The organism is Pantoea sp. JKS000250 (assembly GCF_003201065.1).
Lineage (GTDB): Bacteria > Pseudomonadota > Gammaproteobacteria > Enterobacterales > Enterobacteriaceae > Pantoea > Pantoea vagans.
Genome location: NZ_QICZ01000001.1, coordinates 2,287,571 through 2,314,037, shown reverse-complemented (window position 1 = coordinate 2,314,037; position 26,467 = coordinate 2,287,571). Strand labels below are relative to the sequence as shown.

The following is a 26,467-nucleotide window of genomic DNA, read 5'->3' as shown; positions in this document are numbered from 1 at the left end:
ACTAAAAATGATTTGTGCGGATGGAAGCCTGAACTTCGCCATTTCCCACGGTGATATTCAGAATGCTGCTGACCCGTTTGGCGATCAGTTCAATATCAAATGCCGCTGCTGAGGCAGGACTGAAATCATATACGGACTGCTGGGAAGCATTGGCTTCACCCACACTTTCATCACGGTGAACCACGCCCAGTAAATTATCGCCCAGACGCTGCTGCATAAATGCAGTGACATCGCGATTAATATTCCGGCGATTATCGCACTGGTTCAGAATAAAATAGTGTCCCTGCTTATTATTGAGCGGTTTCCCGGTCATCCGGTTCTCTTCAATCTGCGGTAATAACGACACAGAAGCGGTATCCGCTAACATCACCACTAAATGCATATCGGCCAGCGCCGTCATTGCTTTAAGGGCCGGGCCCGGACCAGGCGGAAAATCAGCGACAATGACCAGACCGGGATAATTAAGTACCGTATCAAGACCACGCTTAATAAAGTGGGGATCTTTCATCAGGTTCTCTTCGAACCGTTCGCGCTGTGGCTCGGTGACATCGCCATAAGGCAGGACAAAGATATTGCCGCCAGTGGTGAGGATCGACTGGCTCCAGTCCGCCTGCTCTTCTGAGCGCGCCACAAATCCGCGACCATCATGCAGCGGCACGCCAAAGTGAAGACGCAGTGCATTCTGCACATCAAAATCAATAGCCAGAACTTTGCTACCGGAACGCGCCAGACTCCAGGCCAGATTCGCCGCAAGCGTGGTTTTCCCCACGCCTCCCTTCGGCGAGCACACACAAACTAACGGCATAGCGCAATCTTCTCCAGTAACGGTTTGAGTAAAGTTTCTTTCGGCAGATTCGACGGTTCGCTGTCACGCGAGCGGAACAAGGCACTAAACCGTTCCGGTTCAGAATGGGGTGTGACAGGCGTGAGGGCGGGCTTTAAATTCGCCGCCATGGCGGGCCGGACGGGCTCAGGATGTGATACAGCAACAGGCTCAGCCGCAACCCGTTTTTGCGGCGGCGGCGGTGGCGGAAACAGTGATGAAGGGTCACGTTCAGCCGTGCGTGCTGCGGGCAGGCTGCTACCTGACAGACTATCGAGAATTGAGCTGCGGGCTGATGTCGTCGGTTGCGCACTGAGTGTGGCGGGCCTTGCCTGTACCTCAGGCGGTGGCGCGGTGAATTCATCCCCGCGCAGCGGCTGAGGCTGCGGCAGGTCGATTCGCTGACCGCCACCCAGTGAGGTCTGATGGTCCTCTTTCGCCAGCTGGCGAATCAAAGCCCATTTACTGTGTTCCGCCGCTTCCTGCGCCTGGCCAGACATATCTTTAAAGTCGATGTCGAGCGTTTGCGTTTTCTCTTTAAAACGCTGCAAATCATCGTAATTATTCTTCATTGGCCGTGGCCTGCAACAAGGGAGGAATTTTCCTGGAATATAACACATCACTTTAATGTCAGTCAGAAAAACCTGATTACAAATAAAGCAGATTCAATAAAATAGTTTAATCATAAAGATTCACTTACAGCGGAATAAAGCCAATATAAGATGATTATCCCCTATAATTAATAAGTGATGTTTAAGTTAAATTAATCTGCGATGTTTCAATAATTTTTAAGACTTAGCCGCTCTGACGACCACTGGCACAACCAGGCGGGACACGATAAGCGCAATGTTAAGCCGCAATCGGGCTGCCGCAGGCGCAAAAAAGCCTGATCGCTGTCATAAGGGATGGAGAGTGTTTATCTTTTTTCGCTGCGAATATCACCAGCAGAAAAACAGGTTAAATCTGATAACGGAAAAAGACGGGAAATAACCGAAACGTGATGGCTGGTCCGCCAGCGGTGCGGTTTACAGCGGAATTGAGATAAAAAAAAGCGCCAGAAAGGCGCCTTTGGCTGAGAAGAGAAGTGAGGACGCAGGGAGTATGGCACTACCCAATCAGAAGCACAGATGGTTAACCCTCTTCAGGAGAGGGAAGCATACGCCTGGAGCAAAGCAACGCGGGCTACGGAGGCGTTTTGCGTCTTTGCGAAGGGCGTATGCTCCCTGAGCTATCACTGAATCAACGGCCTGAGCCGCCAATCCTCAGCTGACCTTTTCTGCCACACCCACCGGCTGGTTCTCATCCTGATCGACCGCGAAGCAGGCAATCTCCTGGCCACCGTAGTTTTTCAGCTTCGGCTGTAACTGCACACAGGTGCCAAAACGTCGGTGGCAGCGCGCATTGAAAGCACAGCCTGGCGGCGGATTAAGCGGGCTGGGCAGCTCGCCGGTCAGCTTAATACGCTCACGACGGTCGTCCGGATTCAGACGCGGCGTCGCTGACAGCAAAGCCTGGGTATAAGGATGGCGCGGGTTGGCAAAAATCGCCTCTTTACTGCCCTTCTCGACGCAACGGCCGAGATACATCACCATCACCTCATCGGCAATGTGCTCTACTACCGACAAATCGTGCGAGATAAAGACGTAGGAGAGACCCATATCCTGCTGCAGATCCATCATCAGGTTCAGCACCTGAGCACGCACCGAAACATCGAGCGCCGAAACCGGCTCATCGGCAATCAGCACGTCCGGATCGAGCATCAGCCCACGCGCGATGGCGATACGCTGACGCTGACCGCCTGAGAACATGTGCGGGTAGCGATCGTAATGTTCGGTTTTCAGGCCCACTTTCGCCATCATCTCCAGCGTCTTCTCGCGGCGTTCCGCTTTGGTCAGCTGGGTATTGATGACCAGTGGCTCCTCCAGAATCTGGCTTACTTTTTTACGCGGATTGAGTGAGCCATACGGATTCTGGAATACGATCTGGATTTTCTGACGACGCAGCTTCTGCGCCTGGGGATCGTGCTTCAGCAGATCCTGACCGTGCCAGTAAAGCTGCCCTTCTGTCGGGGTTTCAATCATCGTCAGCAACCGGCCCAGCGTGGATTTACCACAGCCTGACTCGCCGACGACCGCCAGCGTTTTGCCGCGCTCCAGATTAAAAGAGACGCCATCCAGCGCTTTGACCAGACGCTCCTGACCAAACAGCCCCTTCTTCACCGGGTAGTGTTTTTTCAGATCAATCGCCTGCAGCAGGAACTGATCTTTCGTGGTTTCATGACTCATAAGTGGGTCTCCCGGCATCATCCAGAGGATAGTGACACTTGGACTGACGTCCTGGAATGGTGCGCAGTTCCGGTTCTTCCTGGCGACAAAGGTCAGTCGCATAGGGGCAGCGTGGGTTAAGCAGACAGCCAGCCGGGCGGTCATATTTGCCCGGCACTACGCCAGGCAGTGACGCCAGACGCGCTTTATCAGCCGCAAACTCCGGCAGCGCGCGCAGCAGCGCCTGGGTATAAGGATGGCGCGGCGCTTTGAAGATATCGGTCGCTTTCCCGCTCTCCACAACCTGTCCGGCATACATCACGATAATGTGGTGCGCCGCTTCTGCCACTAACGCCAGATCGTGCGTAATCAGGATCAGCGCCATGTTCTCCTGCCGCTGCAGATCCAGCAGCAGTTCGATGATTTGCGCCTGAATAGTCACGTCGAGCGCCGTCGTCGGCTCATCGGCGATCAGCAGCTTAGGCCGGCAGGCGATCGCCATGGCAATCATCACACGCTGGCTCATACCGCCCGACAGCTGGTGCGGATAGACATCAAGCCGTGACGCCGGATCGGGAATGCCGACCTGATTCAGCAGGTCGATTGCCCGCTGACGCCGGGTGCGTTTGTTGCCGCCCTGATGCACCTTGATCGCTTCCATAATCTGGAAGCCCACGGTGTAGCAGGGATTCAGGCTGGTCATCGGGTCCTGAAAAATCATCGCCACTTCAGCGCCCACCAGCTGGCGGCGCTCGCGTTCAGAGATGCGTTTCAGATCGCGCTGGTTGAACTCCAGCTTCTCCGCCATCACTTTGCCAGGGAAGTCGATCAGTCCCATGATCGCCAGTGAACTGACCGATTTGCCGGAGCCGGACTCGCCCACGATACCGACGACCTGGCCCTGCTCAACCTGATAACTGATGCGGTCAACCGCACGGAACGGTGCTTTATCGTCGCCGAAATGCACCGATAGTTTGTCTACATTTAATAACGCCATCTCGGTGCCTCTTTACTGCTTGAGTTTCGGGTCGAGGGCATCACGCAAACCGTCGCCCATCAGGTTAAATGCCAGCACGGTAAGCAGAATGACCAATCCAGGGAAGGTCACGACCCACCAGGCACTTTGCGCATACTGCAGAACGTCGGAGAGCATGGTGCCCCACTCCGGCGTTGGCGGTTGCGCACCCATACCGAGAAAGCCCAACGCCGCCATATCGAGAATGGCGTTGGAGAAACCTAATGAAGCCTGCACGATCAGTGGTGCAAGGCAGTTAGGCAGAATATTCACAAACATCTGGCGCAGCATACCGGCACCGGCCACGCCGGAGGCGGTCACATAGTCGCGGTTCACTTCCACCAGCACCGCCGCGCGGGTCAGACGGATATAGTGCGGCAGCGCCACAAAGGTCAGCGCGATAGAGGCGTTAACGATCGAGGGGCCAAAGATGGCGACCAGCACCAGCGCCAGCAGCAGGCTTGGCAATGCCAGCATGATATCGACCACGCGCATGATGATGGCATCGACCACGCCGCCGAGATAACCGGCCAGCAGGCCGAAGATCACGCCGAAAATCAGCGACAGCACCACCACCAGACAGCCGACCAGCAGCGACAGGCGCGCACCGTACATCAGACGCGACAGCACATCGCGGCCCACGTCGTCGGTGCCCAGAATGTAGCTCCAGTTACCGCCCTCCTGCCAGACCGGCGGATGCAGCAGCGCATCGCGGAACTGCTCAGCAGGCGCATGCGGGGCCAGCACATCGGCAAAAATGGCACACAGCAATACAATGATGATGTAGACCAGGCCCACGACGGCGCCTTTGTTACGTTTAAAGTAGTGCCAGAATTCCTGGAATGGGGTCATCGGCTTGGGTGCAACGGTAACGCTGCCGGGATCAACAACAGACATGATGCCCCCTTATTTCTTGTGACGTATGCGCGGGTTAACCACGCCATACAGCAGATCAACCAGCAGGTTGACCACAATAATCAGTACCGCGGTCAGCAGCACACCGCCCTGCACCACCGGATAGTCACGGCGCTGCAACGCTTCAATCAGCCAGCGCCCCAGACCCGGCCACGAGAAGATGGTTTCGGTCAGAATCGCCCCGGCCAGCAACGTGCCGACCTGCAGGCCGATGACCGTCACCACCGGCAGCATGGCGTTACGCAGTGCATGCACCACGATTACGCGCATCCGCGTCAGGCCTTTGGCGCGCGCCGTACGGATGTAATCTTCACCCAGTACTTCGAGCATTGCCGAACGCGTCATTCGTACAATGACCGCCAGCGGAATGGTGCCGAGCACGATGGCGGGCAGAATCATGTGCATTACCGCATCGTGGAAGTCGCCCGGCTCACCCCAGAAGAAGGTGTCAATCAGCATAAAGCCGGTCAGCGGCATGCTGTCATCCAGGAAGACGGTATCACCGACCCGCCCGGAAACCGGTGTCAGGTTGAGCTGCACCGAGACCAGCATGATCAGCATGATGCCCCACCAGAAGATTGGCATGGAGTAGCCGGTCAGTGAGATGCCCACAGCGGTGTGATCGAAAATTGAACCGCGTTTTACCGCCGCCAGCACCCCAACCGGGATACCAATGGCCACGGCAAATATCATGGCGCAGATGCCAAGTTCCAGCGTCGCTTTGAAGCGCGGAACAAACTCATCCCAGACAGGGATGCGGCTCTTCAGTGAAATGCCCAGGTCGCCATGTAATACACCGTTAATGTAGTTCAGGTACTGTTTCCACAGCGGCTGATCCAGACCTAACAGCGCCATTAACTGTGCATGACGTTCAGGAGAAATACCGCGCTCGCCAGCCATGATCAGCACCGGATCGCCCGGGATCATGTGAACAAACGCGAAGGTGAGTAATGTAATACCGATAAACGTTGGGATGACAAGGCCCAGACGTCGGAGTATGAACTGCAGCATAATCCGGGTTCTCTCTTGTCCGCGCGACCGTCGCCGCGAGGGTTGTTATTGCTTACATCTGACGATCGGGTAGGCCCGACCGCGACGCAGACAGGCTGCGCCTCTACCGTTTCCAGTAAAACAGGGAGATAAAGCCGGGGCGACGCGTAGCCGCCCCGGAAAAGGCGACAATTATTCTTTAATGTCTACCTGAGCAAAGTAGTGTCCGCCCAGCGGATCGACTTTGTAACCGGAGACTTTTTTGCTGACCGGTTCGTATACCGTTGAGTGCGCGATCATCAGCGCCGGTGCCTGGTCATGCATCACAACCTGAGCCTGCTTGTAGTACTCGATACGCTTCGCCTGATCGGCGGTGGCGCGAGCGGGCTGAATCTGATCCTCGAAGGATTTATCACACCAGCGCGAGTAGTTAGAGCCATCTTTCGCCGCTGAGCAGCTGAACAGGGTGGCCAGGAAGTTATCCGGATCCCCATTGTCGCCAGTCCAGCCCATCATGACGGTCTGGTGCTCACCCGCTTTGGCGCGCTTCAGGTATTCGCCCCACTCGTAGGTGACGATTTTGGCTTTGACGCCAATTTTCGCCCAGTCGCTCTGAATCATCTCAGCCATGCGGCGAGCGTTCGGGTTGTACGGACGCTGAACCGGCATTGCCCACAGGTCGATGGAGAAACCGTCTGCCATGCCCGCTTCTTTCAGCAGCGCTTTGGCTTTCTCAGGATCGTAGGCGTAGTCTTTTACGTCGTCGTTATAGCCCCACATCGTTGGTGGGATCAGGTTTTTAGCCGGCTGGCCTGCACCCTGATAAACGGCGTCGATAATCGCTTTTTTGTTGACCGCCATGGTCAGTGCCTGACGCACTTTCAGGTTATCCAGCGGTTTTTTCTCAACGTTGTACGACAGATAGCCGACGTTCAGGCCAGCCTGCTCATACAGGTTGATGTTTTTGTCCTGCTTCATACGCGCAATGTCAGCCGGGTTCGGATATGGCATGACCTGACATTCGCCCTTCTGCAGCTTGGCGTAGCGCACCGACGCATCCGGGGTAATGGAGAAGACTAAGCGATCGATTTTTGGCTTGGTGCCCCAGTAATCCGGGTTAGCTTTGTAAAGGATGCGCGAATCTTTCTGGTACTGCAGCAGCTGGAACGGACCGGTACCGACCGGGTTCAGGTCGACGTTTTGCGGGGTGCCCGCTTTCAGCATGTTGTCTGCGTACTCTTTCGACAGAATCGAGGCGAAGTCCATGCCGAGGTCAGCAAGGAACGGTGACTCAGGGCGGGTCAGCACGAAGCGAACGGTATTCTCGTCCACTTTTTCGATTTTGCTGATCAGCTTCGGCATGTCCATGCCTTCGAAATATTCGTAGCTGCCGCCGGAGACGCCGTGGTAGGCGTTGTTTTTATCCAGCTGGCGCTCAAAGGTGAACACCACATCATCCGCATTGAAGTCGCGCGTCGGTTTGAAATCTTTGGTGGTCTGCCACTTCACACCTTTACGCAGGTGGAAGGTGTAGGTTTTACCGTCTTCACTGACATCCCACTTCTCTGCCAGCGCAGCGTGCAGTTCGGTGGTGCCGATAGTGAACTCAACCAGTCGATTGTAGATCTGACGTGAGCTGGCATCGTAGGTGGTACCCGAGGTGAACAACTGCGGGTTAAAGCCTTCCGGAGAACCTTCAGAACAGTAAACGAGGGTTTTTGCCTGAACACCGGCGGCGACAGTCATAGCAATCAGGCTCAGACCGACCTTCAGCATCCCGGATTTAGCCAGGGAGTTGATCATGCTTTTGCTCCATTGTGATGTGATGTTGTGTGTATTGCCCGACCTCTGATTTTTTTATGCGGTTCAGGCGTACCACCGAACAGGTGGTTAACGCGCGCTGCGTTTTTTATGTTTTTTCTGACGCAGATTGTGCATTCAGAAAATTCCGTAACTGCGCGTTTATTGACGCATCAATTTGTCAACAGTTGCAAAGAACGTCAATACAACGGTTACTTATTTACACAGAGTGTGAGGAATAGCATGCAACGGTAATAAAAACCGTTTCTGTCTGAAAGCCATACAATGCACAGCGTAGCTGGCCTGAATTCCGTGCATTGTGCTGGATAGCGGCTCTATCGCTAGTGATTCTCACCGCTAAAAAACTTAAAAATTTTACCGGCAAATGTTGAATAACTGAACGATTCACCGTGCGTTATGACGTTCAACCAGCGGAATATGCTGGGAAAGAAGCATAAGAAATCAGCATGTTGCCGCTTTCGGTCATAAGAAGAATGTGTCGCGAATTATGATCGTAACTCTTACAGGGCAAGGCCTGACAGCGGGAAAGGGGTAACAATAACGGCGGGTAAGCGAAATGCGCGGCGGATGGAGTTTACTGGAACTTTCTGGAAGGCAGCGAGGCGGGCAACAAAACAAAATGTGGTAAGCGGGAGTGGCGTTAAGATCGAGATCTGCTTCGGGAACACGGGCAGATCGGAAAGGCGCTTAAACCATCCCTGGACGCTCGTCCCACGCCGTCCCTGGCGTGGGACGCTTTCCTCCTCTGCCTGTGTTCCCTCTGCCTTGTGTTCATGTGCTGCGGTCAGATTCACTCGGGTTTAAACCTGTCAGCCGCCTGAAGCCCGCACAGCGCTAATTCTTTGCCTGCAAATCACTTTTCTACAGACGAAAAAAAACCTGTCTTTTCAGACAGGTTTTCTTAAATATGGTCGGCGAGAGAGGATTCGAACCTCCGACCCACTGGTCCCAAACCAGTTGCGCTACCAAGCTGCGCTACTCGCCGATGGGGGCGCATGTTACTGCTACCCACGATCAGCGTCAACCGCTTTTTATGCTTTTGCCGCCAATCGCCTGGAAAGCACGCGGTTACCGGAAATTAACCACCTACCCTGCCCTTTTCGCTCACTATTACAGCGCTTTAGCCTGACCTTTAGCCGGTGCCTGACACCAGTTGTTGGCCGGGTTAATGCCGCCATCTGGCGAGGTGTAGCCCAGACAGCCCAGGATGGTATCGAACAACTCAACGTGACGATGCGTGCGGCCCACACGTTGTTGCGCCTGCAGGCGCTCGAAGTTGCTGCGGTTCTGACTATCTTCCAGATACTTATCTGACGCCCAGACCATCATCGGCACACGGAACTGCTCCGGCGGTGCCATCTCACGCGGCGTACCGTGCAGGTGCATATTTTCGCTGATCGACTCACCGTGATCAGCAGCATAGAAGACGATCGCCTTCTTATCACGCAGCTGATCCAGCACGCTATCCAGCATGCTATCGACATACAGCACCGAGTTGTCATAAGCGTTAATCAACTGCGCTTTGCTGCAGGTCTCATCGACGCCCATACACTCCGGCTGATACTTCGCGAAGCTACGCGGATAACGCTGTGAATAAAGATAGTGCGAACCTTTGGTATGCAGCACCACCAGATGCTTACCTTTCGGAAAACGATCCAGTGACGCTTTCATCTCCGGCACCAGCAGCATGTCATCGACCGCCTTGCCCTGATTGCGCTTCTCTGAACCAATCTGCTCACGGAAAGCAAAGTTGTTGGCATTGACGTTGTCGTAGAACCAGACTTCACTCTGCATCGCAAACAGCTCAGAGGTGAAGCCCAGCTCTTTCATCACCGCAAACACATTCTGCTCTTTCAGCGTGCGGCCAGGGTTATCCATGGTACCGCCTTCGCGTACGAACATGCAGCGCAGCGACAGCTTCGTCGCGGTATCACAGGACTCGCCGCGGAACGCGACCAGGTTCTTCTCTTTCGACAGCTTAGGCGTCGTGTCGCGCTCATAACCCAGCATTCCCATGTGATCCCAGCGGGTGGTTTCGCCAATCACAAACACCACATAGGTATCGTCCAGACCGGCAGGCGCAACGTAGGTAAACTTCTTCGCCGGATCCAGCAGCTCCTCGCTATTTAGCGACTCATCCACGCGGGTCCAGGCAAACAGTCCCACAGCCGCCAGCCAGTTGGAAGGAAGATACGAGTGGGCGACCACACCGCCGTAGCTCGGCAGATCGATGTTAGTGATCTCTTCATTATGCTTCTGCAGCTTGTCGAAATAACGGATCGGCAGCCAGACCAGGGCTACGCAGAGCAGCATAATCAGGGTCGGTTTCAGGCGCTGCCCTGGCGTACGCAGCTGTTCATTCAGTGTCATGCTCAGCCTGTTGCGCCAGATCATCAGCAGCGGCAGCGCGCTGACCAGAACCATCCACAGGATGAAATGGTAGCCAACCACTTCTTTAGAAAGATCGGTATCGGTCGTCATCACCGACGCCACAATGCCGTAGCCAATTACAACGTTAAAAAACGCCATGTAATAGGCGGCGGCAACAGAGATCAGAACAATCATCGTGGCCAGCACGCGATAAAACCACTTTCCGCCCAGCGACAGCAGACGCATCAGAAAGAACGTCAGCAGCACAATGGCCACGACCTCGGTGACGGCAGTGAGCCAGTTCGTTACCGTGGATTGCCTGAGAAAACCGTCAAAACGACGATAGAAAATCGGTAAGTTCAGTAAGATACCGAGGTAGAGCGCCAGCAGTAGCGATAACTTCTGCTGAGTCAGGGTTTTAATATAATTCATGAAAAAAGGAGTTTCTCCGGTGTGAAGCGCCTGACCAAATCTTTTATGTGACTGCCGAAACGCGGCAGAGTTCGCTGAATAAGCGGACCGGACAAGATGAAGGAAAATTCTGAACGGATTTACTGGCTATAACGCGAGGTGGCTCAGTAAAACATGGCCGCGGTTGATAGACCAGAAAATAATCGTTGTCGACCGGATTAGCACATTTTTTGTACATGGCGGAGAGTGACTGTTGGCTGGCTGACGCAGAAAACAGCAGGAGAGAGGATGTGATGAATGAAAAATGCGGGCCTGATGGTTCAGGCCCGCGGCACGCTTAGCGAATGATGTTCAGCGTAACGTCGATGTTGTTGCGGGTAGCGTTTGAGTAAGGACAAACGATATGCGCCGCATCAACCAGCTTCTGCGCTTCTGCTTCATCCATCTCTGGCAGATGAATATTCAGGGTCGCTTCGATACCAAAGCCATCAGGGATAGGACCGATACCGACTTCACCTTCAATCCACGCATCTTTTGGCATCGCGATTTTGTCGCGGCCAGCAACAAACTTCATCGCACCCAGGAAGCAGGCAGAGTAGCCTGCAGCAAACAGCTGCTCAGGGTTAGTCACTTCGCCGCCTGCACCGCCCATCTCTTTTGGCACGCCCAGTTTAACGTCCAGTACACCGTCAGAAGAGGTTGCACGACCATCGCGACCACCGGTTGCTTTGGCTTTGGCGCGGTAAACCACTTGTTCTAAAGACATGACATTTCTCCGTTACGCTATTTAATCGCCTGCTACTTATTTAACCGTAATCAGGCGGTGAGGTTCAACGGATGCAGCGCATCCGTCGGCAATATTTATCGTGATTGATTCAGGTTATCACGCAACCCATCGAGCTGTAATTTCAGCGCCAGCAGGGCATCATCCTCACAGGCTGTGGCACATTTAACCGCTTCAGGAATCGCTTCAGCCTTAACGCACAGCGCGCGGCCAGCCTCTGTTAGCGTTACCGCAACCTGGCGTTCATCCTGCCGGGTGCGCTGTCGGTTAATCAGACCTGCGCTTTCCAGCCGCTTCAGCAGTGGCGTTAATGTTGCCGAGTCTAAAAAAAGCTGCTCGCCAATCTCTGACACCGTGACATCATCTTTCTGCCACAACACCAGCATCACCAGATACTGCGGATAGGTAATGTCGAGCTGGCTCAGCAACTGTCGATAGACTTTATTCATCGCCAGATTGGCAGAATAAAGCGCAAAACAGAGTTGCTGATCGACCAACAGTGGCATCGTTTTCACTTTTTTGTCATCTTGATCACAGTTCATGATGATTAATATAGATAGCGCGCTAGATAATTGCAAGCAAACTTTTTTGTCAGGAGAAATAGCATGCAGGATTCACTGGAAGAACAGGCGCGTCGTTTCGCCACTGAGGCACATGCCGGTGCCGGTCAGCGCCGCAAATATACCGATGAGCCTTACATTGTTCATCCGGCTGCGGTAGTGGAGCTGGTGCGCAGCGTCACTCATGACGATGCCATGTTAGCCGCCGGCTGGCTGCACGACACCGTAGAAGATACCTCTGCCACGCTGGGGGATATCGAAGCCCGGTTTGGTGCGCACGTGGCCAGCCTGGTGGAGATGCTGACCGACAGCACACCCACAGCGGCAAAAAATCGGGCGGCCCGTAAACTGGCGCACTTTCGCCATACGGCCAGCGCCAGTCCTGAGGCGCAGACGATCAAACTGGCTGACATCATCGACAATACCCGCGCGATTGTGCGTTTTGATCCTGACTTTGCGCGGGTCTATCTGGTGGAAAAACAGATACAGATTGCGCTGCTGAAGGAGGGTGATGCGCAGTTATGGCAACAGGCGTCAACGATCATTGAAAGCGGCCTTGCCCAACTGCGGGAGCCTCCCTACAACGTGCCAGAGAGCTGGTTTGTGAAACAGGCCGCTAAATACAGCGAAATGCGCGCATAAAAAAACCCGCCAGCGGCGGGTTCTTCTCGTGATGCCTGATTATTCAAGCAACTGCCGTCCCAGATAGGGATTGGCATGCAATAACTTCATTAATTTCTGCGCCGTCGCGGAAGGACGGGTACGCCGCGCTTCCCAGCTTTTCACGGAAGAGACGCTCACGCCCATCACTTTTGCAAATTCATCAACCTGCATGCCGGTCATTTCACGCAGACGCTGCGGCTCTGGCTGGGCGGGTTGCTGACGCTGAATAAGTAACTCGGCGGCGCGATCATCACGTGTCAAAACAATCTGCTCAAGGCTGCTGAGCAATTCAAACATCGGGTCTTTTAATTCCATAGAGAACTCCTTAAAAACTCACTATGAAGCACGTGAAAGTAGAGAGGTACGAGCCTGAAGTCAGGACTCTGAAACCGGGCCTGTTTCAGGCTGGATCCCGCAAGGGTTTGTTTTTGTTATGAGAAAAACCATTACGGGACACAGCCTGCGGTGCACTGCTTAAATGATGTCAGGTCAATGCAACAAATGCCGGGAGACTAAGTATGGATAGAGACCTGACTATTTGCCGCGCAATTTATAATTATTTTTTTCACTATGGTTTGCCGGAAACGTTCCAGCACCTCTAACCTGCTGAGGCAGTTGATTTTTGTGCTGGCATAGTGCGCAAAAAAATCAAATGGTGTTTGCGATTTATGTGGATGCCATCAAGCTTTTCTCAGGCATATTCTCATTTCTGTGAAGCACTACACCTCTTCACCTTGTGATTGCAAAATATACGCCAATGGTTTAATTCCTGAACACTTATATTCACGGTTCTGATTAATTTAAGAATAGTCCTGGTTAGCGCCTGAACCCTGGCGCGCGGCGGCTCACAGTGCAATGCGGAGAAATCTTTTACTCTTAACGCCCCTGTATCTTCAGATGAATCAACAGTCATCCTAACGAAACGGCTGGTGCCTCATAACGGTGCAGCTGGCGGCTAAAAACGAGCCCTTTGCGCGCTAAACGTGCAGCTGTGGAATCACGTGCTGATGACGGGAAAATTCACTCCTGACCTCTTTAAGGAAAAGCGATGTGTGAAACAGATTTTAACGTCGGCTATCCCTCTCATCGCGTGCCGATGATGGGCCGCAATGCCGTCGCAACCTCGCAACCGCTGGCGGCACAGGCGGGTTTACGGATGCTGCAACAAGGTGGGAACGCCGTGGATGCGGCTATCGCCACCGCCATCGCCTTAACCGTGCTGGAGCCGACCGGAAACGGCATCGGCAGTGATGCGTTTGCGATTGTCTGGGACGGCAGCGAACTGCATGGCTTAAATGCTTCAGGTCGGGCGCCCGCCGCCTGGCGTCCCGAACGCTTTGCCGCTCTGAGCGCGATGCCTGAAACCGGCTGGGAGTCTGTCACTGTGCCGGGCGCCGTCTCGGCGTGGGTGACGCTGGCGCAGCGCTTCGGCACCTTACCGCTGACCACCCTGGCGCAACCGGCAATTGACTATGCGCGCGACGGCTTTCCGGTCTCTCCGCTGATTGGTCAGCTGTGGCAGCGTGGCTATGACAAGCTGCGCGATCAGCCTGGCTTCAGCAGCTGCTTTGCGCCGCAGGGCCGTCCACCGCGTACGGGTGAGCTGTTCCGCAACCCGGCGCAGGCCCGCACCCTGCAGGAGATTGCTGAGACTGAGGGTGAAAGTTTTTATCGCGGCGCACTGGCGCAGAAAATGGCGGCCTTCGCCCGCGAACATGACGCGGCGCTGACGCTGGAGGATTTAAAAAACCATCGTGCTGACTGGGTTAACCTGCTGTCGCATCCGTTTGCCGGCGGATCGGTGCAGGAGCTGCCGCCGAATGGTCAGGGGATCGCGACCTTAATTGCGCTCGGCATTCTGGAAGCGTGGGAGATCAATCGCTATGCACCCGATTCACCGCAGTGGCTGCATCTTTCTATTGAGGCGATGAAACTGGCGCTGGTTGATCTGGACCGTTATGTCACTGACGAGGATCACCTCGAATTTCCGGCTGAATTACTCCTGAGCAAAGAGTACATCCGCCAGCGGGCAGCATTAATCGACCCTGATAAAGCAGGAGATTTCCGCTTTGGATCACCGCAGCAAAGCGGCACGGTGTATGTCGCGGCAGCGGATGCCAGCGGCATGATGGTCTCTTTCATCCAGTCCAATTACATGGGCTTTGGCTCTGGCGTGGTCGTACCCGATACCGGCATCAGCCTGCAGAACCGTGGCGCAGGCTTTTCACTCGACCCGGAGCATCCCAACGTTGTGGCGGGCGGTAAGCGGCCTTTCCATACCATCATTCCGGCCTTTGCGCTGGATCTGCAGGGCCAGCCGCTGATGGCGTTTGGCGTGATGGGCGGCCCGATGCAGGCGCAGGGACACGTTCAGCTAGCGCTGCGGATTATGCTGCACCGGCAGAATCCGCAGGCCGCGATTGATGCGCCGCGCTGGCGCGTGGTACAGGGACGTGAGGTGGTGTTTGAATCCACTCTCGATCGCAATACCCTGAGCACGCTGCGCCGTATGGGGCACAATGTGGTGCTGGAAGACCCTCTGAGTAACTACAACTTTGGTGGCGCACAGGTAATCGTACGCGATCCGCAGGGCTTCTATATCGCAGCCAGCGAGAGTCGCAAAGATGGTCAGGCGGTAGTGTTTTAAGGCCGCGCCAGCGCGCGTCATGTCGCTAAGCGTGCCTTTCAGCTACACGCTTTGCCCGCAATGGCAGGCAAAGCAGCTTGCCCTGACACGCAGACAATCCCGTTCTTTAACCGGCGTTTCAGAAAGCGTCTGTTTCACAGGTGGTTTCACATTGTGCCGTGATGCGGGTTTGTTCTATTCTTTAGGCCATTCTTACCTGGACATCCGACAGTATCACCGACAGGAGTTGAACCCATGGCTTCAGGACTTACACGCCTTATGGCACGCGGCGGCATGATGCTCGCTGGCGCGCTGATTGTGCTGCAACTCACCGCGTGCGGTGATAAAGAAGGCGAGCAGCGCAAAGCATTTATCGATTTCCTCCAGAACACCGTTATGCGCAGCGGCGAGCATCTGCCCAGCCTCAGCGAGAATCAGAAGCAGAGCTTTGGCAACTTCGCCAGCGATTACGCCATCATGTATGGCTTCTCACAGCAGGCGAACAAGGCCGTTGAGCAGGGTATGCGTCCGGTGGTGGATGAGCTTTCGGCCATTCGCGTTCCGCAGGATTATCTTAGCCGTCGTGATTCCCTGCGTCAGGCGAACAGCGCACTGGTGATCGTTACCCAGCAGATTGAAAGCGCAAAAATGCAGGCGGACAGCAGCAAAGCGGCCCTGAAGCAGCCGGATGACCTGAAAAAAGTCTATGACACCGCCTACAACAAAGTGGTGACGGTGCCTGCCAATCAGCTTATTCCGCTGCTGCCAAAACTCCAGGCGCTGAGTCAGGGTGCCGTACAGGCCGGCGATTTCCTGCAAACGCAGGGAAACCGTGTCAGCTTCAATGATGGTGGCGTGCAGTTCCCGACGCAGGATCAGGCTTCACAATATAACGCGCTGATGAGCACTTTATCAGCCAATTCGCAGGCACTTCCTCAGGCACAGGCTGCCGTCCAGGGTGGTCTGCAGTAAAACCGTTTAACGGGCAGGCGTTATTCGTCTGCCCGGCTCATTCCCCTTTTCATCTCTCTTCCTGTCACCTGGATAATGAAGTGTGATCTGGCGCATTTTCGACCAAAAATAGTTTGTGATCTAAGTCACATTTATATAACAAATACCCTGCCGCTAAGTGTGATTCATCTCACAGATAACCTGCCAGCCCGGTCAGAATCCAGACAAAACAAGCCTTAACATCGGTAAAAATGTGATCGAAGTCACGCAAATCACCCCTGCCACCACCCTGAATCAGTGACACAGATCACACTTGCTCCATGCGCTACGCAGCGTCAAATTCGCGTGATAGAGTCCGCGTGCATACAGTAATACCACCGGCTTCGCGTCGGGGTGGCTAAACAAAAACAAGCGCGCTCTCCTATTGCAGCGCGTCTCAATAAGGGGTGGGTTTATGTCCTCATCAGTGAAGGTCAAAGTACAGAGCTTTGGTCGCTTTCTGAGTAATATGGTGATGCCGAACATCGGGGCGTTTATCGCCTGGGGTATCATCACCGCACTGTTTATTCCAACTGGCTGGATCCCTAACGAAACGCTGGCCAAACTGGTTGGCCCGATGATCACCTACCTGCTGCCTCTGCTGATCGGTTTTACCGGTGGGCGTCTGGTGGGTGGCGATCGCGGCGGCGTGGTTGGCGCGATTACGACCATGGGTGTGATTGTCGGTGCAGATATGCCGATGTTCCTCGGTGCGATGATTGCCGGTCCGCTGGGCGGCTGGGCAATTAAGTCGTTTGACCGGGCGATTGACGGCAAAATCAAAAGCGGCTTCGAGATGCTGGTTAACAACTTCTCGGCCGGTATTATCGGGATGATTCTGGCACTGCTGGCGTTCCTGGCAATCGGTCCGCTGGTTGAAGGTCTGTCACACATTCTCGCCGCGGGCGTGAATCTGATGGTGCAGAACAACCTGCTGCCACTGACTTCCATCTTCGTGGAACCGGCGAAAATCCTGTTCCTGAACAACGCCATTAACCACGGTATTTTCTCACCGCTGGGCATCCAGCAGGCGAGCGAAGCGGGTAAGTCGATCTTCTTCCTGATCGAAGCCAACCCGGGTCCGGGTATGGGCGTACTGATGGCCTACATGTTCTTTGGCCGTGGCAGTGCTAAACAGTCTGCAGGTGGTGCGGCAATAATCCACTTCCTCGGCGGCATCCATGAGATCTACTTCCCGTATGTGCTGATGGCCCCTCGCCTGCTGCTGGCGGTTATCCTGGGCGGTATGACCGGCGTCTTCACGCTGACCGTGCTGAACGGTGGCCTGGTCTCTCCTGCCTCACCAGGTTCTATCCTGGCCGTGCTGGCAATGACGCCAAAAGGTGCCTACTTCGCCAACATCGCCGCTATCGCTGCAGCCTTCGCCGTCTCCTTCGTAGTTTCCGCTATCCTGCTGAAAACCAGCAAAGTCAAAGAAGATGACGATATTGAAGCCGCGACCCAGCGCATGCATGAGATGAAAGCGCAGTCTAAAGGCCAGAGCACAGCAGGCGGCGCCGTCGCCAGCGATGCCATGAGCGTCGAGCTGCATCACGTGCGTAAAATCATCGTGGCCTGTGACGCCGGTATGGGTTCCAGCGCCATGGGTGCAGGCGTGCTGCGCAAGAAAGTGCAGGACGCCGGTCTGAGCAATGTGTCGGTAACCAACACCGCCATCAACGCCCTGCCGGGTGATGTCGATCTGGTGATTACGCATCGTGACCTGACTGAACGCGCGATTCGCCAGGCGCCACATGCCCAGCATATCTCGCTGAATAACTTCCTCGACAGCGCGCTCTACAGCACCCTGACCGAGCGTCTGGTGGCGGCGAACCGCAGCGACGTACATCGTGAGACGGTGAATACCGCGCTCTCAGACAGCTACGATGAAGGCAATGCGCACCTGTTTAAACTGGGCGCGGATAATGTCTTCCTCGGTCTGACCGCCAGCAACAAAGAGCAGGCGATTCGCTTTGCCGGCGAACAGCTGGTCAAAGGTGGTTACGTTGAACCTGAATATATTGATGCGATGCTGGCGCGTGAAAAACTGACGCCGACCTACCTCGGTGAGTCGATCGCAGTGCCACACGGCACGGTTGAAGCAAAAGATCGCGTGCTGAAAACCGGCGTGGTGTTCTGTCAGTATCCGGCAGGCGTTCTGTTTGGCGAAGAGCCGGACGATGTGGCACGCCTGGTGATTGGTATTGCGGCCCGCAACAACGAGCACATCCAGGTGATCACCAGCCTGACCAACGCGCTGGATGATGACAGCGTGATTGAGAAGCTGGCGAATACCACCAGCGTCCAGGAAGTGCTGGATTTGCTGTCAGGTAAGCCTGTAATCGCGTAATTTATAGCAATTATTTTCCCTGGGGCGGTCATGCCCGTCCCGATTTCCTGGGGCGGGTTTGCCCGCCCCATCGTCATTTGATATGGGTCAAAAATTATGAAAGCGTTACATTTCGGAGCAGGAAACATTGGTCGCGGCTTTATCGGCAAATTACTGGCTGATGCAGGTATCGAACTGGTTTTTGCTGATGTGAATCAGACGGTGCTGGATGCACTGAACGCGCGTCATGAGTATCCCGTTCATGTGGTTGGCGAGCAGGCCAAAGTGGAAACCGTTAAAGGCGTCAGTGCGGTCAACAGCACCAGCGATGAGATCATCACCCTGGTGTCTGAAGTCGATCTGGTCACCACCGCCGTGGGTCCGCAGATTCTGGAGCGTATTGCCGGCAGTGTGGCTAAAGGGCTGGCAAAACGCAGCGACAACGGCAACACCCGTCCGTTAAATATCATCGCCTGTGAAAATATGGTGCGCGGCACCAGCCAGCTGAAACAGCACGTGCTGAAAGCCTTGCCGGAGCAGTATCACGCCTGGCTGGAGCAGCATGTCGGCTTTGTGGATTCCGCTGTCGATCGCATCGTGCCCCCGTCTGAAGCAGGCAGCACCGATCCGCTGGAAGTGACCGTTGAGACCTTCAGCGAATGGATCGTCGATAAAACTCAGTTTAAAGGCGACCTGCCGACCATTCCGGGCATGGAGCTGACTGATAATCTGATGGCCTTTGTTGAGCGTAAACTCTTTACCCTGAACACCGGTCACGCCATTACCGCCTACCTCGGCCAGCTGGCCGGTCACCAGACCATTCGCGACGCCATCCTCGACGAAAAAATCCGGGCCGTGGTGAAAGGCGCAATGGAAGAGAGCGGCGCGGTGCTGATCAAGCGTTACGGTTTTGACGCGGAGAAGCATGCGGCCTACATCCGGAAGATTCTGGGTCGTTTTGAAAATCCGTATCTGAAAGATGATGTGGAGCGCGTGGGCCGTCAGCCGCTGCGTAAACTCAGCGCGGGCGATCGCCTGATCAAGCCGACGCTGGGCACGCTGGAGTATGGTTTGCCGCACGCCAGCCTGGTGCAGGGCATTGCCGCCGCAATGCACTATCGCAGCGATCAGGACCCCCAGGCGCAGGAGCTGGCTACACTGCTGGCTGAAAAAGGCCCACAGGCGACCCTGGCTGAGATTTCAGGGCTGGATGCTGACAGCGAAGTGGTGGCTTCTGTGGTGAGCGCCTGGCACGCTATGGCATAATGCGCGCGTGTTAGTGATGCAAGCCGGGCGCAGTTCACCTGCGCCCGACGGCGGTATTGAACCCATGCAGGCAATAATGGAAGAGAAGCAGGCTTTTGAGAACCGGGTGCTTGAGCGCCTGAACGCCGGTCGTTCGGTGAGAAGCTTTCTGATCGCCGCCGTTGAGCTATTGGCTGAGGCCGTCAATCTGCTGGTGCTGCAGGTGTTTCGTAAAGATGACTATGCGGTGAAATATGCGGTAGAACCGCTGCTGCTGGGCGATGGTCCTTTGGGCGAACTCTCGGTTCGCCTGAAGCTGATTTACGGACTTGGCGTCATCAGTCGCCACGAATATGAAGATGGTGAACTGCTGCTGGCGCTGCGCGAAGAGCTGAATCACGACAGCGGCGATTATCGTTTTACCGACGATGAGATCCTGGGCCCGTTTGGTGAGCTGCACTGCGTCACCGCCTGGCCACCTGCGCCGGTGTTTCACACCGACGATGCTGAGCTGCGCAGCATGCAGCAGCAGCGCTATCTGCAGATGGTGCGATCCACCATGGTCCTGTCGCTCACCGAGCTGATCGCCCGCATCAGTATGAAGCAGGCGTTTAAAAAGTCCGGTAGCTAATCCTGTCAGGCGTCATCACGACGCCTTTTTCGTCTTAACCTGGCCGGGAATATACGTCAGATTTGGTGTATCCTTGGCCTGTTTTCCTCAACGAGTTGCTGTCATGAAAGAGCAAGAAAAGAACGAAATTAAACTTCTCAGCGATAAGCTGGACGCACTGAACCGCAAAGAGCCGCAGTTACTGGAATCAGGTGATGTCGAGAAACTGGGCGCGTTGCTGAAAGAGAAAGAAGCGCTGGTCATTGAGATCGAGCGTCTGCGCGGTCAGCGGGTTGAAAAACTGAGTGCCGAAGCGCAGAAGCTGCAGAAGATGGGCTTCAGCCGCGAAATTACTAAAAAAGAGCAGGCAAATCTGGGTGCGCTGAAGAAAAGCGTGCGCGGCCTGGTGGTGGTGCATCCAATGACCGCGCTGGGACGTGAGATGGGTCTTAAAGCGATGACGGGCTTCGCTAAAACCGCATTCTGACGGGTCGATCAGGCAGCAGCCTGATCGACATCGGCTTTGCGTTCGCCGGCGGCGGCATAAACCTGCTCCGCCAGCGCATCCAGCAGTTCATAACGGCGGCGATACTCTGCCCGCTTCTTACTGGCAATCTCCTCCAGCGTTTTACGCGGCAGGCTCAGCGGCAGCGTAAACATCCCATCCCTGCGCGCTTCACCACTCAGCGACAGCCAGAATTCACTGTAGCTGGCAAAGAATTTATCCCCTTTGCTGTGGCGATAACGCAGGCTGCGAAATACATGGGTCTCATCGCCTACTGCCTGAATACTTTCCACGCCGCACTGCTTCGCCACAATAAATACCGCTTCCATTAACAGGCGTTTCGGGAAGAGACCGTGAGCCGCTTTGGTCGCCTCGCGGATCATCTCATTATTAATATGTTTCCGCGGCCCCTGTAATCCGCCAATTAATAAGGTGCGCTGGTTATTCTCGTTAAGAATCGAAAATGAGAGTGAAGCAATAATTTCGTCGTTATAACGCAATACCAGCGTCACTTCCCCTTCACGATCAAAATAACCGGAACTGCAGGAGAGTAAAAAAGCTTCGCCATTTTTTCCGGTCAGCGCGGCCAGCGGATTTTCTGAAGCGCTCTGCAGCAGCTGACGCAGCACAGGATTGTCGAGATTGTTCATCAGCGTGTAGTGGTCGAGAATCGCCTGCGCACGCGCAGCAATGCTCATGCCTGAACGCAGATAGGGCCGGTGCAGCTTGGCTGGCAGCAATCCCTGAGTGCTCATCAGCAACGGGAGTTGCGGCAGATGCGACAGTGCATCCAGATAATGCAGCGTGGTCAGCGGCGATATTAAGGTTCTTAACACAAATTTCAGACGAAAACGTTTACTGTTCCAGAGTTTATCCGGAATGTATTTGCCACTGATTAACTGGAAAAAAAGTGAAGCAGAGGATTCGGTCGTATTTTCGTGAGTAGTTATAATTGACATAGTCAGCGACACACAGTGAGTTAAGCAGGAATGTCACTGAACATAACATAGTCAATATCAACAGAAAGTTAATGTGGAATAACATTAAAACCGATAATTGACGATTTTCATTCCATTTTGGCAATGCACAAAATAAGGACAAAAAAAACCGGCGAAATAGATTTCACCGGTTTTATCTTCATTACGTTTACGTTTGGTTAACTTATTTAGCAGATGCGAAGCGGGCTGCCGCTTCGTCCCAGTTAACCACGTTCCAGAACGCTTTGATGTAGTCAGGGCGCTTGTTCTGATATTTCAGATAGTAAGCGTGTTCCCACACATCCAGACCGATGATCGGGAAGCCAGAAACGCCGGCAACCGCTTCACCCATCAGTGGGTTGTCCTGGTTTGCGGTTGAAACCACAGCCAGTTTGTCGCCTTTCTTAACCAGCCATGCCCAGCCAGAACCGAAACGGGTGGCGGCAGCTTTCTCAAACTCTTCCTGGAATTTTTCCACGCTACCGAAATCTTTCTCGATAGCCGCTTTCAGGTCGCCCTGCAGCGTGGTGCCGGTTTTCAGGCCTTTCCAGAACAGGCTGTGGTTAGCGTGGCCGCCAGCATTGTTACGCAGTGGGCCTTTTTTGTCTGCTGGCAGCTGATCCAGTTTGGTGATCAGCTCGTCTACCGGCAGATTAGCAAATTCAGTACCTTCCAGCGCTGCGTTCGCGTTGTTCACGTAGGTCTGGTGGTGTTTAGTGTGATGGATCTCCATCGTCTGCTTGTCGAAATGCGGTTCCAGTGCGTCGTATGCGTAAGGCAGGGATGGCAGTGAATAACTCATGTTCTTCCTCTCCATTTAGTGTGAGCAGCACGACGAATTCGGGACGTGCCGCGTAAGCAGTCGAATCATTATAGTTAAATTCATGTAGCGTAAAAGGGTAATCAATGCCCTATTAACCATAAGGATTTGCGAAACCCGGCAAAAGCAACCCATTGTTTTTTCAGTGTGCTGCTGCTGACTCAGTCTTTTCTGACTTATCCGACAGCGCACGCGGCGCACTTAAGCCAGGGCAGCAGCAAGCACGCTGCCTGCCCGGATGCCGCGTCTGCCCTGCCCTGTGCCTTACTGACCCAGCTCGCGCAGTGAGTTGTCGAGTGCACCAACCAGCCAGTCGATGTCGCTTTCCTGGAAAGCCAATGGCGGACGCAGTTTCAGTACATTCCCATACGGGCCAGCGACCGAGGTCAGCACACGATGTTCACGCAGCTTCTCGATCAGGTTCAGCGCCAGCGTTTTGTCTGGCGTTTTGCTGTGACGATCGGTGACCAGTTCGAAGCCGATAAACAGTCCGGCACCGCGCACGTCGCCCACGCACTCATAGCGATCCATCAGGGTCTGCAACTCCGCCAGCAGCTTCGCGCCAACCACGCGGCTGTGTTCCTGTAATCCCTCTTCGGTGATCACGTTCAGCACCGCCTGCGCCGCCGCCATCGCCACCGGATTACCACCAAAGGTATTGAAGTAGGGAATCGAGTCACTGAAGGCGGCCAGCACGTCGCTTTTTGCCAGCAGCCCGGATACCGGAATGCCATTACCCATCGGCTTGCCGGTGGTAATCACATCAGGCACCACATCATGGCGGCCAAAGCCCCAGAACGCATCGCCGGTCCGGCCAAAGCCAGGCTGGACTTCATCAGCAATAAAGATGCCGCCGTTGGCATGCACCACATCGACCGCCTTTTTCAGGAAGCCGCGCGGATTCGGCAGCACCCCGTCCGAAGAGAAGATCGAGTCCGCCAGGAAACCGGCAAATTTAATGCCGTTCGCCGCCATATCATCAATCTGCTGCTGAATCTGGTCAGCGAACCAGTCACCCAGGTCCGGCGCATCCACACGATACGCATCCGGTGGCATCACCAGCCGCGTGGTAGGTGCCAGCGGCTGTCCACTACCCAGCGCCGGAGAAGCGCCGGAGGTCAGCTCACTGGTGCCATGATAGGCCTCTTTACTGACGATAATTCCGGTACCGCCGCTGAAAGCGCGCGCCACGCGGATCGCCAGGTCATTGGCTTCCGACCCGGTGCACATGTACATCGCGCGATCGATCGCCGCAGGCGTGGTCGCCAGCAGCGCTTCGCTGTAATCCAGAATATTTTCGTGCAGGTAACGGGTGTGGGTGTTCAGCATTTTCATCTGCTGCGTCACCGCCTCAATCACGGCCGGATGGCAATGGCCGATGCTCGCCACGTTGTTGTAGACGTCGAGATATTTATCGCCCGCCGCGTCCCACAGATATTGCCCTTCACCCCGCACCAGATGAACCGGTTTGCGATAGAACAGGCGATAGGATTCGCCAAGCACTTTGCTGCGTTTATCGGTCAGTTTGCGCGTTTCGCTGTCGAGCGCATCAGCATGTTCGGCGCGGAAACTGTTGGTATCCATAATGGTGGAACGCGTGGCCATAATGACTCCCGTGACAAGGATGAAGGAGGAAGAGCTGACCCCTGTATCATGCCTGCCTGAATCTAAAATGCAACCAAATACACAAATACAATAAAATACACATGACGCTGGCCGATCCCCGCGCTAAGCTTCCCTCTGATTCAGACGGCATCTTTCGCGTCAGTGGCGTATCATCCGTGCTCTTCGCGCTTTATAAGGAAATCTCTATGCTGCAGGAAACGCGCCTTCATCGCATCCGTGCCTTACTGACCCGGCTTAATCAGGTCAGTACCGAACGCATCATCAGGGAGCTGGGAGTGTCTCGCGAAACCGCGCGCCGCGATATCATTGAGCTGGAAGCATTGGGTCTGGCGCGTCGCGTTCACGGCGGATTAGTGGCGATTGAAACGGCGGCTGAACCGCCGCTGACACAACGCCGCAGTAAGCAGACCCGCGAGAAGCGCGCCATCGCCCGCGCCGCTGCACAGTTGCTGCAGCCGGGACAGACGCTGTTTCTGGATGCGGGCAGCACTACTACCCTGCTGGCAGAGGAGCTGCACGCCCTTTCCGGCCTGACGATAGTCACCAATAGCCTGCAGGCCGCGCTGGCGCTGAGCGCCGGAGAAGAAGATCGGCCGCTGAATAACCAGATTATTTTGCTGGGCGGGATGATGTCAGCGGGTGCGCACCAGACGCGCGGCGAAATCACCGTAGGCGAGATCGTCCGCTATCGCGCCGACGTCGCGCTGCTGTCGCCGGTCGGCATTGAGGCAAATCGGGGTGCCAGCAGTTTTCATCCGCACGAAGCGGCCATTGCCAGAGCGATGGTGCAGCAATCTGCAGCCTGCTATCTGCTGGCCGATCACACCAAACTGGGCGTGGTCAGCCGCACGGTTTACGCGCCGCCGCAGACAATCTCTCTGCTGATTACCGACAGCGGCGGCGACAACGGTGCCGCCCTTGAAGCATTGCAGCAGACGCTCCCAGAAGTGATGGTGGTTTAACGCAGTCGCTGAGGATGGCTGTAGACCGTGGCGCGGCCAGGTTTACTGAAGCCGACCAGCGTCAGATTGCAGCGCTCAGCCACCTCAACCGCCAGGCGGGTCGCGGCTGAAACCGCGAACAGGATCTCGACGCCGCACATGGCGGACTTCTGCACCATTTCATAGCTGGCGCGGCTGGAAACCAGCACCGCGCCCGGTCCCCACTCTGACTGGCTGCGATACCCCAGCAGCTTATCCAGCGCCACATGGCGACCCACATCTTCACACCCACCGGCCAGCTGGCCATCGGGCTGAATCCACGCGGCCGCGTGGGTGCAGCCGGTTTTCTGTCCGACCGGCTGATAATCTTTCAGCTGGCCCAGCGCCCGATCCAGTTGCTCCAGCGCGAAGGTCTGGGTAAACGGCAGCGGAGAGAGCGGCTTGCCAATCTGATCCAGCTGTTCAACGCCACACACACCGCAGCCGGTCCGGCCTGCCAGCGCGCGACGCTGCGCTTTCAGCGCCATAAAACGGCGGCTGGAAAGCTCAATCTGAACCTCAATGCCGTCACAGCCCGGCACGATGTCCATGCCGAAAATGTCGCCCGGCGCGTCGATAATGCCCTCTGACAGCGAGAAGCCCAGCGCAAACGCCTCCAGATCTTTGGGCGTAGTCATCATCACCACGTGCGAGATGCCGTTATAGACCAGCGCCACCGGCACTTCATCCGCCAGCCAGTCATCCTGCGCATCAGTCAGGTCTTTACGCTGCCACACCTGCGTCCTGCTGACGCCGGCCTGAATTGTTAAATCTTCGCCTGAGTCAGGCTGGATAGCTTTCAAAAAGTATGACCTGTTGTTAATAAATTATGTAATTCAGTGCCCGAGTCGGCAGAGCACTGACGCGCTCTGATTCTGCCTTTTAGCCCCATTCAGCGCAAATAAACAGCGGGGCAATTCATGCGGTTTTCTCCCCCAAAAGGCGTAGCCGCGCCTGCTGGCGGACACAATGCGAATAGTTCTCTTTTACGCGTTAACATCAGTAAGCATAAAACAACAGTAATTATCTGCGCCGTCTGAAAATCTGCTTGCAGCACAAATACACCACCGAGGATTTTTAACAAAATTGAGAAAAAGAATTACTAATGACTAACGTGTTGACCCTGGTCAACTTACAGTCAAC

General features: G+C 55.0%; 23 protein-coding genes and 1 tRNA gene. 8 read left to right on the top strand and 16 right to left on the bottom strand.

The genetic code is table 11. From position 1 onward, the window contains the following. Position 1: 1 nt before the first annotated feature. The 11 genes from bcsQ to BY447_RS11035 form a co-directional block, all read right to left on the bottom strand. Positions 2-805 (bottom strand): cellulose biosynthesis protein BcsQ, encoded by an 804-nt coding sequence (gene bcsQ, locus BY447_RS11085; protein WP_033734778.1) that lies wholly within the window; start codon positions 803-805, stop codon positions 2-4. Further along, positions 796-1,395, bottom strand: coding sequence for a cellulose biosynthesis protein BcsO (gene bcsO / locus BY447_RS11080; RefSeq protein WP_110331137.1), 600 nt, complete (start codon positions 1,393-1,395; stop codon positions 796-798). Before bcsO ends, bcsQ begins: the two co-directional genes overlap by 10 nt. Before the next feature lie 690 nt (positions 1,396-2,085). After that, entirely contained in the window at positions 2,086-3,108 is a 1,023-nt protein-coding gene (gene dppF, locus BY447_RS11075) for a dipeptide ABC transporter ATP-binding subunit DppF (protein WP_013359641.1), read from the bottom strand. Further along, the gene (gene dppD / locus BY447_RS11070) at positions 3,098-4,084 is read right to left on the bottom strand and encodes a dipeptide ABC transporter ATP-binding protein (protein WP_033784396.1); all 987 of its coding nucleotides are present in this window, start codon (positions 4,082-4,084) and stop codon (positions 3,098-3,100) included. The genes dppF and dppD overlap by 11 nt, the downstream gene beginning before the upstream one ends. A gap of 12 nt (positions 4,085-4,096) precedes the next feature. Next, positions 4,097-4,999: a dipeptide ABC transporter permease DppC gene (gene dppC, locus BY447_RS11065; RefSeq protein WP_013359639.1), complete on the bottom strand. Its 903-nt coding sequence runs from the start codon at positions 4,997-4,999 to the stop codon at positions 4,097-4,099. A gap of 9 nt (positions 5,000-5,008) precedes the next feature. Then, on the bottom strand, positions 5,009-6,028 hold the full coding sequence (gene dppB / locus BY447_RS11060) for a dipeptide ABC transporter permease DppB (protein WP_013359638.1): 1,020 nt from the start codon (positions 6,026-6,028) through the stop codon (positions 5,009-5,011). 171 nt (positions 6,029-6,199) lie between these two features. Beyond that, on the bottom strand, positions 6,200-7,810 hold the full coding sequence (dppA, locus tag BY447_RS11055) for a dipeptide ABC transporter periplasmic-binding protein DppA (protein ID WP_013359637.1): 1,611 nt from the start codon (positions 7,808-7,810) through the stop codon (positions 6,200-6,202). A gap of 926 nt (positions 7,811-8,736) precedes the next feature. Then, positions 8,737-8,813, bottom strand: a tRNA-Pro gene (locus BY447_RS11050). A gap of 125 nt (positions 8,814-8,938) precedes the next feature. Beyond that, the gene (gene eptB / locus BY447_RS11045) at positions 8,939-10,630 is read right to left on the bottom strand and encodes a kdo(2)-lipid A phosphoethanolamine 7''-transferase (RefSeq protein WP_013359636.1); all 1,692 of its coding nucleotides are present in this window, start codon (positions 10,628-10,630) and stop codon (positions 8,939-8,941) included. A 316-nt stretch (positions 10,631-10,946) separates the two neighbouring features. Beyond that, a complete protein-coding gene (locus BY447_RS11040) occupies positions 10,947-11,375 on the bottom strand; it encodes an organic hydroperoxide resistance protein (protein WP_013359635.1) in 429 nt (142 codons plus the stop codon). A gap of 95 nt (positions 11,376-11,470) precedes the next feature. Further along, positions 11,471-11,935 (bottom strand): MarR family winged helix-turn-helix transcriptional regulator, encoded by a 465-nt coding sequence (locus BY447_RS11035; RefSeq protein ID WP_110331136.1) that lies wholly within the window; start codon positions 11,933-11,935, stop codon positions 11,471-11,473. 63 nt (positions 11,936-11,998) lie between these two features. On the opposite strand from BY447_RS11035, the gene BY447_RS11030 reads away from it, so the two are divergent. Further along, complete coding sequence (locus BY447_RS11030) at positions 11,999-12,595, top strand: HD domain-containing protein (RefSeq protein WP_110331135.1); 597 nt, start codon at positions 11,999-12,001, stop codon at positions 12,593-12,595. Between the two features lie 39 nt (positions 12,596-12,634). Here BY447_RS11030 and BY447_RS11025 read toward each other — a convergent pair whose 3' ends face one another. After that, positions 12,635-12,931, bottom strand: coding sequence for an HTH-type transcriptional regulator (locus BY447_RS11025; protein WP_010257438.1), 297 nt, complete (start codon positions 12,929-12,931; stop codon positions 12,635-12,637). 733 nt (positions 12,932-13,664) lie between these two features. Here BY447_RS11025 and BY447_RS11020 point away from each other — a divergent pair. The 6 genes from BY447_RS11020 (at position 13,665) to BY447_RS10995 (ending at position 20,903) form a co-directional block, all read left to right on the top strand. Then, positions 13,665-15,263: a gamma-glutamyltransferase family protein gene (locus tag BY447_RS11020; RefSeq protein ID WP_110331134.1), complete on the top strand. Its 1,599-nt coding sequence runs from the start codon at positions 13,665-13,667 to the stop codon at positions 15,261-15,263. Between the two features lie 234 nt (positions 15,264-15,497). Next, positions 15,498-16,214: a DUF3053 domain-containing protein gene (locus BY447_RS11015; protein WP_013359631.1), complete on the top strand. Its 717-nt coding sequence runs from the start codon at positions 15,498-15,500 to the stop codon at positions 16,212-16,214. Between the two features lie 433 nt (positions 16,215-16,647). Further along, positions 16,648-18,582: a PTS mannitol transporter subunit IICBA gene (locus BY447_RS11010; protein WP_033734707.1), complete on the top strand. Its 1,935-nt coding sequence runs from the start codon at positions 16,648-16,650 to the stop codon at positions 18,580-18,582. A gap of 96 nt (positions 18,583-18,678) precedes the next feature. Continuing rightward, positions 18,679-19,827 carry a mannitol-1-phosphate 5-dehydrogenase gene (gene mtlD / locus BY447_RS11005; protein WP_095706425.1) on the top strand — a complete coding sequence of 383 codons (1,149 nt, stop codon included), beginning with the start codon at positions 18,679-18,681 and terminating at the stop codon, positions 19,825-19,827. A 16-nt stretch (positions 19,828-19,843) separates the two neighbouring features. Continuing rightward, the gene (gene mtlR, locus BY447_RS11000) at positions 19,844-20,437 is read left to right on the top strand and encodes a mannitol operon repressor MtlR (protein ID WP_013359627.1); all 594 of its coding nucleotides are present in this window, start codon (positions 19,844-19,846) and stop codon (positions 20,435-20,437) included. Positions 20,438-20,540: 103 nt separating this feature from the next. Beyond that, positions 20,541-20,903 carry a YibL family ribosome-associated protein gene (locus BY447_RS10995; RefSeq protein WP_013359626.1) on the top strand — a complete coding sequence of 121 codons (363 nt, stop codon included), beginning with the start codon at positions 20,541-20,543 and terminating at the stop codon, positions 20,901-20,903. An 8-nt stretch (positions 20,904-20,911) separates the two neighbouring features. Here the strand turns inward: BY447_RS10995 and BY447_RS10990 are convergent, their stop codons facing one another. The 3 genes from BY447_RS10990 to BY447_RS10980 all read right to left on the bottom strand — a co-directional run bounded on the left by BY447_RS10990 (position 20,912) and on the right by BY447_RS10980 (position 24,323). After that, entirely contained in the window at positions 20,912-21,880 is a 969-nt protein-coding gene (locus BY447_RS10990) for a VirK/YbjX family protein (RefSeq protein WP_013359625.1), read from the bottom strand. A 202-nt stretch (positions 21,881-22,082) separates the two neighbouring features. Beyond that, positions 22,083-22,700 carry a superoxide dismutase [Mn] gene (gene sodA / locus BY447_RS10985; protein ID WP_013359624.1) on the bottom strand — a complete coding sequence of 206 codons (618 nt, stop codon included), beginning with the start codon at positions 22,698-22,700 and terminating at the stop codon, positions 22,083-22,085. A gap of 282 nt (positions 22,701-22,982) precedes the next feature. Beyond that, a complete protein-coding gene (locus tag BY447_RS10980; protein WP_110331133.1) occupies positions 22,983-24,323 on the bottom strand; it encodes an aspartate aminotransferase family protein in 1,341 nt (446 codons plus the stop codon). A 206-nt stretch (positions 24,324-24,529) separates the two neighbouring features. On the opposite strand from BY447_RS10980, the gene BY447_RS10975 reads away from it, so the two are divergent. Continuing rightward, the gene (locus BY447_RS10975) at positions 24,530-25,306 is read left to right on the top strand and encodes a DeoR/GlpR family DNA-binding transcription regulator (protein ID WP_110331132.1); all 777 of its coding nucleotides are present in this window, start codon (positions 24,530-24,532) and stop codon (positions 25,304-25,306) included. On the opposite strand, the gene fdhD is transcribed toward BY447_RS10975, so the two are convergent. Beyond that, complete coding sequence (gene fdhD / locus BY447_RS10970) at positions 25,303-26,127, bottom strand: formate dehydrogenase accessory sulfurtransferase FdhD (RefSeq protein ID WP_107319201.1); 825 nt, start codon at positions 26,125-26,127, stop codon at positions 25,303-25,305. The genes BY447_RS10975 and fdhD overlap by 4 nt on opposite strands. Positions 26,128-26,467 lie beyond the last annotated feature (340 nt).